14 protein-coding genes are annotated in these 14,589 nt (G+C 63.3%); 8 read left to right on the top strand and 6 right to left on the bottom strand.

Going from position 1 to position 14,589, the window contains the following annotated elements; genetic code table 11:
- The first annotated feature begins 117 nt into the window (after positions 1-117).
- Positions 118-1,989 (top strand): SurA N-terminal domain-containing protein, encoded by a 1,872-nt coding sequence (locus PRJ_RS18075; protein ID WP_019438678.1) that lies wholly within the window; start codon positions 118-120, stop codon positions 1,987-1,989.
- 116 nt (positions 1,990-2,105) lie between these two features.
- Here PRJ_RS18075 and PRJ_RS18070 read toward each other — a convergent pair whose 3' ends face one another.
- A complete protein-coding gene (locus PRJ_RS18070; RefSeq protein ID WP_026031953.1) occupies positions 2,106-3,146 on the bottom strand; it encodes a patatin-like phospholipase family protein in 1,041 nt (346 codons plus the stop codon).
- 177 nt (positions 3,147-3,323) lie between these two features.
- Between PRJ_RS18070 and PRJ_RS18065 the strand changes: the two genes are divergently transcribed.
- The 3 genes from PRJ_RS18065 (at position 3,324) to PRJ_RS18055 (ending at position 5,271) form a co-directional block, all read left to right on the top strand.
- On the top strand, positions 3,324-3,602 hold the full coding sequence (locus PRJ_RS18065) for a lipoprotein (protein ID WP_003250254.1): 279 nt from the start codon (positions 3,324-3,326) through the stop codon (positions 3,600-3,602).
- Positions 3,603-3,616: 14 nt separating this feature from the next.
- On the top strand, positions 3,617-4,396 hold the full coding sequence (locus PRJ_RS18060; RefSeq protein ID WP_104962144.1) for a CHAD domain-containing protein: 780 nt from the start codon (positions 3,617-3,619) through the stop codon (positions 4,394-4,396).
- Between the two features lie 77 nt (positions 4,397-4,473).
- Positions 4,474-5,271, top strand: a complete 798-nt coding sequence (locus PRJ_RS18055) for an acyl-CoA thioesterase II (RefSeq protein WP_104962143.1) — start codon at positions 4,474-4,476, stop codon at positions 5,269-5,271.
- 41 nt (positions 5,272-5,312) lie between these two features.
- On the opposite strand, the gene PRJ_RS18050 is transcribed toward PRJ_RS18055, so the two are convergent.
- From PRJ_RS18050 to PRJ_RS18040, 3 genes are all read right to left on the bottom strand, one after another.
- Positions 5,313-5,681, bottom strand: coding sequence for an Mpo1-like protein (locus tag PRJ_RS18050; RefSeq protein ID WP_004576795.1), 369 nt, complete (start codon positions 5,679-5,681; stop codon positions 5,313-5,315).
- 75 nt (positions 5,682-5,756) lie between these two features.
- Complete coding sequence (locus PRJ_RS18045; protein ID WP_064493428.1) at positions 5,757-7,235, bottom strand: methyl-accepting chemotaxis protein; 1,479 nt, start codon at positions 7,233-7,235, stop codon at positions 5,757-5,759.
- Between the two features lie 126 nt (positions 7,236-7,361).
- Positions 7,362-8,159: a TatD family hydrolase gene (locus PRJ_RS18040; RefSeq protein WP_104962142.1), complete on the bottom strand. Its 798-nt coding sequence runs from the start codon at positions 8,157-8,159 to the stop codon at positions 7,362-7,364.
- Between the two features lie 157 nt (positions 8,160-8,316).
- On the opposite strand from PRJ_RS18040, the gene PRJ_RS18035 reads away from it, so the two are divergent.
- The 4 genes from PRJ_RS18035 (at position 8,317) to greB (ending at position 11,330) form a co-directional block, all read left to right on the top strand.
- Complete coding sequence (locus tag PRJ_RS18035) at positions 8,317-9,723, top strand: transglycosylase SLT domain-containing protein (protein ID WP_104962141.1); 1,407 nt, start codon at positions 8,317-8,319, stop codon at positions 9,721-9,723.
- A gap of 112 nt (positions 9,724-9,835) precedes the next feature.
- The gene (locus PRJ_RS18030; protein ID WP_010953281.1) at positions 9,836-10,273 is read left to right on the top strand and encodes a DoxX family protein; all 438 of its coding nucleotides are present in this window, start codon (positions 9,836-9,838) and stop codon (positions 10,271-10,273) included.
- Between the two features lie 248 nt (positions 10,274-10,521).
- Positions 10,522-10,830 (top strand): hypothetical protein, encoded by a 309-nt coding sequence (locus PRJ_RS18025; protein ID WP_014591670.1) that lies wholly within the window; start codon positions 10,522-10,524, stop codon positions 10,828-10,830.
- An 11-nt stretch (positions 10,831-10,841) separates the two neighbouring features.
- Positions 10,842-11,330, top strand: coding sequence for a transcription elongation factor GreB (greB, locus tag PRJ_RS18020; protein ID WP_010953283.1), 489 nt, complete (start codon positions 10,842-10,844; stop codon positions 11,328-11,330).
- A 63-nt stretch (positions 11,331-11,393) separates the two neighbouring features.
- Here the strand turns inward: greB and PRJ_RS18015 are convergent, their stop codons facing one another.
- Together PRJ_RS18015 and PRJ_RS18010 are read right to left on the bottom strand one after the other, a co-directional pair.
- Positions 11,394-13,901: an ABC transporter permease gene (locus PRJ_RS18015; protein ID WP_104962140.1), complete on the bottom strand. Its 2,508-nt coding sequence runs from the start codon at positions 13,899-13,901 to the stop codon at positions 11,394-11,396.
- Entirely contained in the window at positions 13,898-14,584 is a 687-nt protein-coding gene (locus tag PRJ_RS18010) for an ABC transporter ATP-binding protein (RefSeq protein WP_020192892.1), read from the bottom strand. The genes PRJ_RS18015 and PRJ_RS18010 overlap by 4 nt, the downstream gene beginning before the upstream one ends.
- Positions 14,585-14,589 lie beyond the last annotated feature (5 nt).

Genomic DNA, 14,589 nt, shown 5'->3' with positions numbered 1-14,589 from the left:
CCCGCCTGACACGTTTGCTAAGAAAAGGCGCATCCTCGGATGCGCCTTTCTTTTATCAGGATTCTACCCACGCTCCGCGGTTGTCGACGCAGTGGTACAGCCGTTTCTGGGGGACGCATGCTGCAAAATATCAGGGACAATTCACAAGGTTGGATTGCCAAGACCATCATCGGCCTTATCGTCGTGTTGATGGCATTGACCGGTTTCGAAGCCATTTTCCAGGCCGCCACTCATAGCCAGGACGCCGCCAAGGTGAACGGCCAGACCATCAGCCAGAACGAACTGAGCCAGGCGGCCGACATGCAGCGCCGTCAACTGATGCAACAGTTGGGCAAGGATTTCGACCCGGCGCTGCTGGATGACAAGTTGCTGCGTGAGGAGGCACTCAAGGGGCTGATCAGCCGCAAGCTGCTGCTGCAAGGTGCTGAGGATGCCAAGTTCGCATTCTCCGAGGCCGCGCTGGATCAGGTTATCTTGCAGACCCCTGAGTTCCAGGTGGACGGCAAGTTCAGCGCTGAGCGTTTCGACCAGGTGATCCGCCAGATGGGCTACGGTCGCATGCAGTTCCGCGAGATGCTCGGCGAGGAAATGCTCATCGGCCAACTGCGCACCGGCCTGGCCGGCAGCAGCTTCGTCACCGATCAACAGGTCGATGCCTTCGCTCGCCTGGAGAAGCAGACCCGCGACTTCGCCTCCCTGACGTTCAAGGCCGACCCGGCCGCAGTCAAGGTCAGCGACGAAGAGGTCAAGGCGCACTACGACCAGCACGCCAAGGAGTTCATGTCGCCTGACCAGGTCGTGATTGACTACATCGAGCTGAAGAAGTCGGCGTTCTTCGATCAGGTCAAAGTGACTGACGAAGAGCTCAAGGCCCAGTACGAGAAGGAAATCGCCAACCTGGCCGAGCAGCGCCATGCCGCGCACATCCTCATCGAGGTCAACGACAAGGTCACCGACGCCCAGGCCAAGGCCCGCGCCGAAGAGATCGAGCAGCGTCTGGCCAAGGGTGAGGACTTTGCCGCTTTGGCCAAGGAGTTCTCTCAGGACCCAGGCTCCGCCAACACCGGTGGTGACCTTGGCTTTGCCGGCCCGGGCGTATACGACCCGGCCTTCGAAGAGGCGCTGTACAAGCTGCAGGATGGGCAGGTATCTGCCCCGGTGCGCACCGAGTTTGGCTACCATCTGATCAAGCTGCTGGGCGTCCAGGCGCCAGAAGTACCGAGCTTCGCCAGCCTGAAGGACAAACTGACCCGCGATCTGAAGATGCCGCTGGTCGAGCAGCGTTATGTCGACGCCAGCAAGCAACTGCAGGATGCTGCCTACGAGGCTTCCGACCTGGCCCAGCCGGCCCAGGACCTGAACCTCAAGGTGCACACCTCCGCCGCCTTCGGCCGCGAGGGCGGTGAAGGCATTACCGCCAACCGTGCGGTGGTGCAGGCTGCGTTCTCTGAAGAAGTGCTGGATGAGGGTGCCAACAGCACCGCCATCGAGCTCGACCCTGAGACCACCGTGGTGCTGCGCGTCAAGGAACACCGCAAGCCAGAGCAACTGCCGCTGGACGCTGTGGCCAAGAATATCAGGGAGCACCTGGCCAAAGAGAAGGCGACTGCCGAACTCAAGGCCAAGGCAGACAAGCTGATTGCCGGCCTGCGTGACGGTTCCATCGCAGCAGGCAGCGTGCACGAAGGCCAAGGCTGGAAAGCCTATGAAGCCGTCACCCGTGGTGAGGACGGTATTGACCCGGCCGAACTGCAGGCACTGTTCCGTCTGGGCAAGCCGCAAGCCAAGGACAAGCCAGTGTATGGCAGCGTCGTGCTGCGTGACGGTAGCCTGGTGGTGTTGCAGCTCAAGGGCGTGAACGAAGGCGCTGCCGCCACCGACGAAGAGAAGCAGCAGATTCGCCGCTACCTCGCGTCACGTGCTGGCCAGCAGGACTTTGCCGCTTACCGCAAGCAGCTGGAAGCCAATGCAGACATCACCCGTTACTAAGGTGTTCGTTGCATGAAGAAACAGGCCGCCTCGTGCGGCCTGTTTCGTTTTCGCCAGCCGCGAGCACGGTCATTGTCGAAGGTCACAGCGCCTTCAGGGGTGGCGCTAACCAGGTGCTACCGCTTCACCCCTTCATAACTGTCCAGCGTATCGCGTGCAATCTCTCGCCCCAGGGCGATGAGCTCCGGCGCCTTGTAGAACTCGAAAAACCGGCACACCCGCTTGGGTACGTTGATCAGCACATCCGGTGGATAGCCGGCAATCTTGTACTGTGCCAGCGAAGTCTGCATGACCTCGAAGCTCTGGTTGATCAAGTCCAGGAGTGAGGCCGGCCCCACGTTGTCGATGATGAAAGAACCGGTGGCAGACTTCGGCGCGCCCTCGCGCTCCGGGGCCGCTGCCGGTTGCTGGCTTTCCGGGTCGGCGCTGTCGGCAAGCCACGGGCTTGGCGGTGCCAACCCCTCGGCGACGATCTCCTTTTCGATGCGGATCAGCTCTTCCGCCGGTTTGCGCCGGAATGGCAAGCGTGAACCCAGCGAGCTCAACAAGGCGTCAAAGCGCATCTTGAACGCCGCCGGGCGCTCGATCACCGGCAACTGGTACTGCTTCTGGTTGGTGGCGTTTAGGTTTACCGCGATGATCAGGTCGCAATGGCTGGACACCACCGGCACGATTGGCAGCGGGTTGAGGATGCCACCGTCGACCAGCATGCGGTTGCCTTGCATCACCGGCGTGAACAGGCTGGGAATGGCCGCCGAGGCGCGCATGGCCTGATGCAGGCAACCTTCCTGGAACCAGATTTCCTGCTGGTTGGTAAGGTCGGCGGCCACTGCGGTGTAGGGTATGCGCAGTTGCTCGATGTTTATCTCGCCGACGATCTTGCGGATCTGCCCGAACACCTTGTCGCCGCGAATCGCACCGAGGCGAAAGCTGACGTCGACCAGGCGCAGCACATCGAGGTAGTCGAGGCTTTCGATCCAGTTGCGATAGTCGTCGAGCTTGCCGGCGGCATAGATACCGCCAATCACCGCGCCCATGGAACACCCCGCGACGCAGGCTATGTCGTAGCCGCGGCGCTCGATTTCCTCGATCACGCCGATGTGCGCATACCCTCGGGCTCCGCCCGATCCCAGTACCAGTGCCACACGTTTACTCATGAACATTCCCCGGCCAGTGCCATCATGGTCCTACAATGCACCCATCGCTGCCTGTGCTTCAATGTAGATCGTGCTGAGCTACTGTAATAAAACTGGCCAGGCAAAGCCGGCTGGGCATGGCACTTTCCAGCTGTCGGAGCGTCGAACAGCCACCGTTTTTCCATAGAGGTATTACTGATGAAAGCCTGGATTTGCCTTCCACTGATTGCCCTGGCCCTTGCTGGCTGCGCGGGCAAGACGGCCTACCGTGACAGCTGCGCGACCCAGCTGGATGCCGCCTGGAAGGAGCTGGACCTGGCCAAGGCCGAAGGCTTCGCCGGTGCCGTAAGTTATTCCAAGGCCTTGTCATTGCTGACCGGGGCCAAGACCCAGCAGCAGTTCGAAGGCTACGAAAGCTGTACCCGCAAAGCCGAAAAGGCGCGGTTCTACATTCGTGAATCTCGCGCCGGGCGCTGAACAGGGAGCATCGTATGTCTGCCATGCTCGACCATGTCGTTGCCCAGATACTGACCTTGCAGGTGCGCTTGCTGGCCTGTCGTGAACGCCTGGCTGCCAATACCGACAGCGAGGCCTTGCACGACTTGCGTACCACCTTGCGGCGCCTGCGCAGTCTGCTGAGGCCGCTGCGTGGGCTGCCTGGCGTGGAGCAGTTGGAGGATGCTGCACGTTCGCTGGGGACCCTTACCACGCCGCTGCGTGATCGCGAGGTGCTGGCGGCCGAGCTGATCGGGCGCGGTCACACAGCAGCCGGGCAGCGGCGTCTGGAGGGGCGTGACAGGACTTTCGCCAGTGTCGCTGCCAGCCCACAGCTGGCCAGGGTATTGGCGATTCTCGACGCCTTTCCATTGTTCCTGCGGGCGGCGGGCCGGGAGGGGCTGGTCAAGTCGCTAAGCAAACGTATCGACAAGCGCTTGGTCAAGCAGTGGCGCAAGTTGCACAAAGCGTTGCAGGACCCTGCTCACGATCGACACCGCCTGCGTTTGCTGATCAAGCGTGCACGCTATGGCGATGAGGCCTACCCGCAACTCGATCACGCAGGGAAGAAACTGCAACGTCTGCTGAAAAAGGCACAGGGCAACCTGGGTGATTGGCACGACCGCCTGCAATGGCTGCTGCAAGCGCGCGACCATGCCGACTTGCTCCCCTGCAAAGCCGATTGGGAGCAGGAGCTGCATGAGGCGGAGCGCCAGTCGGATGTGACGCTGGATGCCCTGCAAGAGGCGCTGGCGCGGCGTTATCACGGAAAATGACCGATATGCGGGCTGAATGCTTGGCGTTTGCTGGCTAGGATGAACGGACCTTTTTCTTTGCAGGCAGGAGCCGGCCAATGACTTTCAACCAACTGCTCGACGCCGTGCGGGCCAACCCGGATTCCGTCAGCATTCCGCCCAGCTGGGCCCAGGGGCGTGCTGCCTTTGGCGGGCTGATGGCGGCCATGGTCTATGAAACCATGCGCCTCAAGATCAGCGACAACCGCCCGGTACGCTCATTGGCCATCAGCTTCGTGGCACCCGCGGCGGCGGATGTGCCCATCCGCTTCGAGGTGGAGGTTTTGCGCGAAGGCAAGGCGGTTAGCACGTTGCTGGGCCGCGCTGTTCAGGATGGCCAGGTGGTGACTTTGGTGCAGGGCAATTTCGGTGCGGGCCGCCCTTCGGTGGTCGAAGTGCCGGCGTTGCCGGCCATCGAAATGCCTGCGCTCGATGAGGCGGCCCCGGAGTTGCCCTATATCAAAGGCGTTACCCCTGAGTTCATGCGGCACGTGGCCCTGCGCTGGGCAGTAGGTGGGCTGCCGTTCAGTGGCAATCAGTCGCGCAAGATGGGCGGCTGGGTGCGCTTGCGGGATGTGGTGGAAGAACAGGTGAGCGAGGCGCACCTGTTGGCGTTGGTCGATGCCTGGCCGCCCAGCCTCATGCCGTTTCTCAAGCAGCCCGCTGCGGGCAGTACGTTGACCTGGACCATCGAGTTCATCCAGCCAACGGCGAAGCTGTCGACCCTGGATTGGTGCCGGTACTGTGTGGAGACCGAGCATGCGCGGGATGGCTATGGGCATGCTGCTGCGGCATTGTGGACGGCGCAGGGCGAGTTGTTGGCGTTGAGCCGGCAGACCGTCACCGTTTTCGCCTGACCCTTGCAAGGCTGCTCACAAGCAGCGCTCCGGCAGCTGGCTCAGTGCCGGTGCTTGTGCCGCTCCCGCCAGGCCCTCCACCAGGCCCCGCTCACCACAAAGCGCGGAAAGGTGATGAACTGCTCGGTCAGTAAGCGCTGCACGGCATCCTGGCGGTTGGCGAACGGTTCGGGCTGCTGGGCTTCAAGGCGGTGGCCTTGGCGCTGCAGGCCCAACGCTGCGACCAGGGCAATCACACCCACCGCGATCTGGCCGAGGTCGAAACCAAACAGACCGGACAGCACCAGCAGTGTCCCCAGAATGAACAACGGCACAGCGATCAGGTGCAACACCAGGTTGGCCGGGTGGCGGTGATTGTGGTGGTAGCCGCGCCATTGCCAGGCGGGAAGATTGGGCAGGCGTTTGCTCATGGGGATTTCCTCTCGGTCATGCCCAAAGCTTAGTGCGGCCCCCAAGCGGGGGCCAATCGAACCTGGCTATGGTGACTATAGCTTGAGCTGGCCAATGGCCTTGTTCAGTTCGCCGGCCAGGGTCGCCAGTTCGCTGCTGGTGGTCGCCGAACCGACCGTTTGTTGCACGGTCCGCTCGGTGACATCGCGGATGCTGACCACCGCGCGGTTCATTTCCTCGGCTACCTGGCTTTGCTGCTCCGCCGCTACAGCGATCTGGGTATTGCTTTCGCGCATCTGCGCCACGGCACCGGTAATTTCCGCCAGAGCCTCACCGGCTTCCTGTGCCTGACGTACGCAGTCGTCGGCCTTGTACGAACTTTCCTGCATGAACTCCACCGCATCGCGGGTGCCCGACTGCAGGGCCGAAACCATGGTGGTGATCTCATCCGTGGAGGTTTGTACGCGTTTGGCCAGGTTGCGCACTTCATCGGCCACCACGGCAAAGCCACGGCCCAGGTCACCGGCGCGCGCGGCTTCGATGGCAGCGTTAAGCGCCAGCAAGTTGGTCTGTTCGGCAATACTGTGGATCACACTGACTACACCGTTGATCTTCTGGCTGTCCTCGGCTAGCTGTCGAATCATCTCGGCAGTTTGTTGCACGCCGCTGGAAAGCCCGGAAATCGAATCCTGCACTCGGCTGACCACCGCTTGACCGCTGCCGGCCAAGGTGTCGGCGGTTTGTGACAAATCGCGGGTGGCACCGGCGTGCTGGGCAATGTGGTGCACGGTCGCCGACATTTCGTTGATGGCAGTGGCGGCCTGGTCGGTTTCACTCTGCTGGCCGAGCATGCCATGGCGTACGTCGCTCATGCTGGCGGCCAGGCGTGCAGCGCCCGAGTCCAGCTGTGCTGCGCTGTGGGCGACGGTGCTGACCACGCGGTGATAGGTGGACTGCATGGCGTTGAAGGCCCCGGCCATCTGGCCGACCTCGTCGCCACTGGCTAGCGGTACGCGGGCCGACAGGTCGCCGGTTTTTTCCACGTGCAGCATCACGTCCTTGAGGGTGTTGAGTTGGCTGAGCAGGAAGCGGATCAGCAGTTGCGAGGCGCCGAGCATGGCCAGCATCAGGATCAGCACACACACCGCGTAATTGCTGAAGCGATCGAAGAAAACCTGGCGCAGGCTGGGTGACTGGGCCAGCACAGCCAACTGCTGGTCGCCATTGCGCAATACCTGTGCGCCACGCAGCGGGTTTTCACCGAGGATCCAGGCGCTCGGCAATGCTACCCAGCCTTGGGCGTTGCGCAGGGCATCGAGCGCCTCTCCGGCGTAGGTTGGCGTTTGCCCGGTTGACCAACTGATGACGTTGGCCGGGCGTGGCAGTGCTTGCCCGGCTGGCCAGGCGGCCAGCAACTGGGCTTGTGCGACCGCCAGGCCCTGAGCCGCCTCGGCACGTGCGCGTTGCTCCAGGTGCACGGCGTACAGCACCAGCAGCAAGGTGGTGACAAAGGCCACTGCGTTGACGGCCCAGAATTTGTACTTCAGGGAAACATTGCTAAGCCAGGCACCCATGGGCAGGTCTTCTCTGAGTTGAGCGGAAACAATATTGGCAAGGTGCCATCATTGTGCCCACATCCACCTGGGCATGTGTTGATGCATATCAACTGTGTTCACCCGCCCCGCGGAAACACGCGAGATTCAGGGGAGCTGGAAAAAAGCCCGCGCCGTTGCCGTGGTATGCGCCGCCGTGTGCTCGGCGGATTCACCGCGATGCAAGGCCACCTCGCGCAGTACCTCCGGCAAGAACGCCGGCTCGTTGCGCCCGCTCTTGGGCTTGGGCCGCAAGCTGCGCGGCAGCAGGTAGGGCGCGTCGCTTTCCAGCATCAGCCGGCCTTCAGGGATGTTGCCCACCAGCGGGTGCAGGTGAGTGCCGCGGCGTTCGTCGCAGATCCAGCCGGTAATGCCGATGTGCAGGTCCAGGTCCAGGTAGGCGAACAGCGCCTCGCGCTCACCGGTGAAGCAGTGCACCACCGCGCCGGTCAGGTGGTCGCGGTAGTCCTTGAGAATCGCCAGCAAGCGCTCGCTGGCATCGCGCTCGTGCAGGAACACCGGCAGGCGCAGCTGCGCAGCCAGTGTCAGCTGGGCTTCCAGGGCTTTTTCCTGCAGCGGGCGAGGGGAAAAGTCGCGGTTGAAATCCAGGCCGCATTCGCCTACCGCGCGTACGCGCGGTTCGCTCAGCAACAGTCGCAGCTGGCGCTCGCTGTCGGCATCCCAGGCCTTGGCATCATGAGGGTGCACGCCGGCCGTGGCGAACAGGTGCGCGCCGCTGGCATCCAGTTGTTGGCACAGCTCCAGCGCTTGTTCGCTGACCGCCAGGCTGGTGCCTGTCAGCAGCATTTGCGTAACGCCGGCCTCCAGTGCGCGCTCGACGATTGCGGCCTGTTGGTCGTGGAAACTGCTGTTGGTCAGGTTGACGCCGATATCGATCAGTTGCATGGTGCTATCTCGTGCCGCGGGGCGGCCAGCATAGCAAAAACCGCGTTTTTCTGAAAAAACCAAGAACTTCATGCTGTTGCCGTGGTCTTTTACCGTCGTTTATCACTTGGCGGTGCAACCCATGGATGCCGCTCACCGACCACGGAAACGTTTTCGCATGCAGCGATGCTGGCTCATTTTTCTGCTGACGCTGGGGTTGGCCTTTGCCGGTCCCGCCCAGGCGCGCTCGCCGGGGCCGCAGCAAAACATACCGCCTGCCAAGGTGCGTGACCTGGCGCAGATTCGCACCAGCAAAGTACTGCGAGTGCTGGTCAACCAGAGCCGCAACAGTTCTGGTGAGGTCAAGGGCGAGCCAGTCGGCATCGAGTATTATCGCCTGCGTGCCCTGGAGCATTTCCTCAATGCTCGTACCGCCGACGACCAGCAGATCCAGCTAAAGCTCATCCCGCGGGCCAAGGAACAGTTGCTGGGCGCCCTGGCCCGCGGTGAGGGTGACCTGGCCGCGCCAGGCGAGCTGCTTGACCCCACTACGGTGAGCGGTGTCCGCGGCAGTGCGCCGATACTCGACCAGGTGCCGCTGATGCTTGTCGGGCGCAAAGGCGAGCGAAGTTTCAGCAAGGTCGAACAGCTGTCAGGGCGTACCGTGGCCCTGACCAGTGCCAGTGCCGCCGGGCCGCTGATCCAGCAGGTCAACCAGCAACTGGCACTGCGCAAGCGGCCGCCGATCAAAGTGGAGTGGGTCGATTCGACGCTGGCGGTGGAGGATGTGCTGGAGATGGTACAGGCAGGCATCTACCACCTGACCGTGGTCGAGCAGCCCATTGCCCGGCGTTGGGCCCGGGTTATGCCGCGCCTGCGCCTGGATAGCCGGGTGCGCCTGGGGGCGCCGCAAGCCATGCGCTGGTATGTAGGGCGTGAAGCGCCGCAATTGCTGGCCGCAGTCGATCACTTTCTGCAAGGTTACCGCGCGCCAGATAACCAGGATGCCGAATTCGAGCGCATCTACCGCCGCCAGTACCGGGTACACAACCCGTTGGCCAGCAAGGACCGCCAGCGTCTGGCATCGGTGCGGGCGGTGTTGCAGAAGCATGGCCAGGCGCAACAGATCGACTGGCTCAACCTGGCTGCGCTGGCCTTCAAGGAGTCGACGCTCAACCCGGCTGCACGCGGTACTGGCGGTGCCCATGGCCTGATGCAGATTACCCCTTCGGCGGCCCAGCGGGTGGGGGTGAGCAATACTGCGACGGTAGATGGCAATGTCCTGGCCAGTGCCCGTTACCTGGCGCTTATCCGGCGCAAGTTTTTTGCCAGTACCAAGATCAACGAGCGTGAGCGCATGGCCTTTGTGCTGGCAGCCTACAACCTCGGCCCCGAGCGGGTTCAGGCCATGCGTGCAGAGGCTCGACGGCGGGGGCTCAACGGCAACCAGTGGTTTTTCCAGACCGAACGCATCGCCATGGAGCAAGTGGGGATGGGACCGGTCAATTTCGTCAACAGCATCAACAAGTACTACCTGGCGTTCAACCGCGAACGCGCGGCACTGGAGCGTGTAGCGAAGCGTTAAGCATCGATTTTATCGATTGTTATGTTGGGTTTTTTGCGATTTTCATATCAAAAGAATTGATTATGATGGCGCCCATACCCACACAACTGCTTCACTTCAAGGACGCTTCGACATGAACAACACTACCCTCAACGCTCTGTTCTCTACACGTGCTGGCGCTGGCTTGAGCGTTATCCGCATCCTGGTCGGCATCATCTTCATGGCTCATGGTGCGCAAAAACTCTTCGGCCTGTTCGGTGGCTACGGCCTGGAAGGCACCGGCCAATGGATGGAAAGCATCGGCCTGGCGCCGGGTTACCTGATGGCCCTATTGTCCGGTAGTGCCGAATTCTTCGGCGGCCTGGCCTTGGTGGTCGGCCTGCTGGCTCGCCCGGCGGCCCTAGCGCTGACGGTGACCTTGATAGTGGCGATCGTTTCGGTGCACATCGGCAACGGCCTGTTCATGTCCAACAACGGCTATGAGTTCGCCCTGGCGCTGTTGGCCGGCACAGTTGCAGTCATGATCGAAGGCGCTGGCCGCTTCTCGCTCGACCGCCTGATCGCCCGGTAATCAGCTGCACGCTGTGAGCTACGAGCCGCAGGCAAGCGCGGGCCAGTACTCGGCTTGTTCTTGCTTGGGGCTTGTCGCTTGCAACTTGGGGCTCATCGCTCTAGCATACCGCCTGCGCCGATTTAAACAGCTACTTGCGGGGCGCAGGAAAGCCCCACCTCCGGGCCGTCCGAAATACCGCTAAAGCGCTGGTTCGGTGACGCCTCCCACCGCTGCCCAGCGGGATTCGCGAGGCGGAGAGAAGCTCCATGAGTTGCCCACGTACCAGTGTCTGTTTGAGCCCTTTGCCTGCCAACCAGGCGTCCCGCACACCGCGCATCCTGCTCGGCGGCCGGCATCAGCCCACCCTTTTGCGTCATCTTGAAGGCCTGTCACGGCGCAAGGGACAGGCGCGTGCCTTTCTGATCCAGTTCGCCGATAGCGGCTGTCATCTCGCGCAGTATGGCAATGACCGTTTCGACCTGGCTGTGATCCAGGCGCCGGCACCGGACGAAGCCGCCGAAGTTATCGGCCATCTCACCCGCATCGCGCGTCAAGGCCTGATTACCCGCCGCTGAGGAATGCGCTATTGAGCACCAATATCATCACCACAGAAGGCCATGAGGCGCTGAAGAAAGAGCTGGACCACCTGTGGCGGGTGTATCGTCCGGAAATCACCCAAAAGGTTGCCTGGGCGGCTTCGTTGGGTGACCGCAGCGAGAACGCGGACTACCAGTACAACAAGAAGCTGCTGCGCGAAATCGACCGCAGGGTGCGATACCTGCGCAAGCGGCTTGAAGATGTGAAAGTGGTGGCGTACTCGCCCGAGCAGGAAGGCAAAGTGTTTTTCGGTGCCTGGGTTGAGATCGAGAACGACGAGGGCGAGACCATGAAGTTTCGCATTGTCGGCTACGACGAGATCTACGGGCGCAACGATTACATCTCGATCGATTCGCCCATGGCCCGTGCCTTGCTGAAGAAGGAGGAGGGTGATGAGGTGGTGGTGCATACACCTACCGGTGAAGCGACCTGGTATGTGAGCAGCATCCGTTACGGCCAGGGCGTCTCGACGGACTGACTGGCCCGTCTTGCGTCAGCTTGAGGCATGTGCTGTCCCGGCAGAAGCGCTGACAGCAAGGCCTCAAGCCTCGCGCAACACCGCCAGCGGGCTGGCATTCAACGCCCGCCGTGTTCCCAGCACCCCAGCACCACCCACCAGCAGTGCCCCCGTCAGCGGCAACACCAGCAGCCACGGGTGCGGGCTCCACTGCAAGTCGAAGGCATAGCGGTACAGCACCCAGGTAATCAGTTCGCAGCCCACGGCCGCCAATAGCCCGCTGGCCGCACCCAGCAGGCCGAACTCGATACGCCGGGCCTTGACCAGCAACGGCCGCGCCGCGCCCAGTGCGCGCAACAGTGCGCCTTGGCGAATACGCTCGTCCAGCGTGGCCTGCAAGCCGGCGAACAGCACTGCCAGCCCGGCGGCCAGCACGAACAGCAACACATACTCCACCGCCAGGGTTACCTGGGCGAGAATGCTGCGCAGCTGGTCGAGCAAGGCATCCACCTGCAGGATGGTCACCGCCGGAAACGCCCGTGACAGCGCGACGACATCCAGGTCATGCCCCGGTGCCAGGTAGAAGCTGGTCAGGTAAGTGGTCGGCAGCCCCTGCAGCGTGCCAGGCTGGAAGATCATGTAGAAGTTCGGCTGGAAGCTGTCCCAATGCACGTTGCGCAGGCTGCTCACGCGGGCCTGGCGCTGCTGGCCGCCAATATCGAACGTCAGCAGGTCGCCCATCTGCAGTTTCAGGCTGCTGGCCAGCTCCGCCTCCACTGAAACCCCGGGGATGTCGTTGTCGGCTGGCAAGGCTTGCCACCAGTTGCCGGCGGTCAGCACGTTGCCTTCGGGCAACTCGGCGGCCCAGGTCAGGCTGAGGTCGCGCTGCACGGCGCGCTCGCCTGCCGAGTCCTTGCTGACCACCTGCTGTACCGGTTTTTCATTGATTTGCACCAGGCGCCCGGGCGTTACCGGGTACAGCGGCGCTGAAGCGGCATTGACCTGGTGCAGGTGTTGAATGAACGGCTCACGGTCATCTGGCAGGATGTTCAGGGCGAAGTGGTTAGGCGCATCCTTGGGTAGCTGTGCTTGCCAGGTATCGAGCAGCTCTGCGCGCAGCAGGGCGACCAAGGCCATGGCCAGCAGTATCAGGCCGAATGCCAGGGCCTGGCCTGCTGCCGCCATGGGGTGGCGCAATAGCTGGCCCAGCCCCAGACGCCAGGTGAGTGGCGCACCGGCCAGCAGCTGGCGCAGGCTGCGTAAACCGAGCAACAGCAGGCCGCCGAGCAGAAGTGCGGCGACCAGGCCGCCACCGAGCAGGGCGAAGGTGAGCAGCAGGTCGAGGCTCAGGCGCCACATGATCAGGCCCAGGGCGAGCAGGGCGGCGCCGTACACCAGCCAACTGCTCGCAGGTATCGGCAACAGGTCACGGCGCAGCACGCGCAGTGGCGGCACCTGGCCCAGCGCCGCAATCGGCGGCAGGGCAAAGCCAGCCAGTGCCACCAGCCCGGTACCGATACCTGCCAGCGCTGGAACGATGCCGCCAGCGGGCACCACGCTCGGCAGCAAGCCGTGCAGCAGGCGGAACAGGCCCAGCTGAGCCAGCCAGCCGAGCAAGGCGCCGGCCAGGGCAGCGACCAGGCCGAGCATGGCCAGTTGCAGGCAATACAGGCCCAATGCCTGGTGGCGCGACAGGCCCAGGCAGCGCAGCAGGGCGCTGGCGTCCAGTCGGCGTGCAGCATAGCGACTGGCCGACAGTGCCACGGCCACGCCTGCCAGCAGCACAGCTACCAGGCTGGCCATGTTCAGGTAGCGTTCGGCTTTGCCCAGCGCGCCGCCGATCTGTTGGTTGCCATCGCGGGTGTCACGCAGGCGCTGGTTGGCGGCCAGGTCTTTTTCCACGGCCTGACGGTACTGCGCCAGCGCCTCGGCATCGCCGCGCCACAGGTCACGGTAGGTGACCCGGCTGCCCGGCTGGATCACGCCGGTGGCTTCCAGGTCGGCCAGGTTCATCATCACGCGTGGGGTAAGGCTGTAGAAGTTGTTGGCGCGGTCCGGTTCGTAGGTAAGCACGCGGCTCATGCGCAGGGTTTTCATGCCCACGTCGATGCTGTCGCCGATCGCCAGCCCCAGTGCCGCCAACAGGCGCGGTTCGACCCACACTTCGCCAGGGGCAGGGCCGCCGCCGGGTGTTTCTTCGGCATAGGGTGCCGGAGCGCTGCGTACTTGCCCGCGCAACGGGTAGGCGCCGTCGGCGGCCTTGACGCTGGACAGCTGGATGCCATTGTCGCCGCCGACCACGCTGGTGAACTCGACCACGTGTGCGTGGCGCAAGCCCAGTGCCTTGCCGGCATCGAGTTGTTGCTCGCGGGCCGGGGCGCTGCCCTGCAGTACCAGATCGGCGCCCAGGAACTCGCTGGCGCGCAGCTGCATGGCGCCGTTGAGGCGGGCGCCGAAATAGCCGATGGCGGTGCTGGCGGCTACCGCCACCAACAGGGCAAAGAACAGCACGCGCACTTCGCTGGCGCGAACATCGCGCAGCAACTGGCGCAGTGCCAGGCCACACAGGCGGGACAGCGGCATATGGCTCACCAGACCTCCATCGGCGCCACAAGGCGGCCCGCGTCCAGGCGGATCTGGCGCCGGCAGCGGCGGGCCAGGCGTTCGTCATGGGTGACCAGCACCAAGGTAGTGCCGCGCTCCTTGTTCAGCTCGAACAACAGATCGCTGATGCGCTCGCCGGTGTGGCTGTCGAGGTTACCGGTGGGCTCATCGGCGAACAGCACCGCAGGCTGCGCGGCGAAGGCGCGGGCGATGGCGACGCGCTGTTGCTCGCCGCCCGAGAGCTGCCGAGGTGTGTGGCTCAGGCGCTTGCCCAGGCCGACCCGCTCCAGCAAAGTGCGAGCCTGTTCGCGAGCATCGCGGCGGCCGTCCAGTTCCAGTGGCAGCATGACGTTTTCCAGTGCATTGAGGCTGTCGAGCAACTGGAACGACTGGAACACGAAACCCACATGTTCGGCTCGCACACGGGCACGCTGGTCTTCATCCAGTGGCCCCAGGTCGTGGCCGGCGAGCATGACGCTGCCAGCGCTGGGCCGGTCGAGGCCGGCGAGCAAACCGAGCAGGGTCGACTTGCCAGAGCCCGAGGCGCCGACGATGGCCAGGCTGTCGCCTTGGGCCAGGTCGAGAGACAGTGCGTGGAGGATGGTAAGGTCACCTTCCGCGCTGGGGACCACTTTGCTAAGGTTCTGCGCAACGAGAATGCTGGGGCTCATGGAGA

Origin of the sequence: Pseudomonas sp. XWY-1, assembly GCF_002953115.1 — a bacterium.
Lineage (GTDB): Bacteria > Pseudomonadota > Gammaproteobacteria > Pseudomonadales > Pseudomonadaceae > Aquipseudomonas > Aquipseudomonas alloputida.
This window is presented reverse-complemented; position numbering and strand designations above follow the sequence as displayed.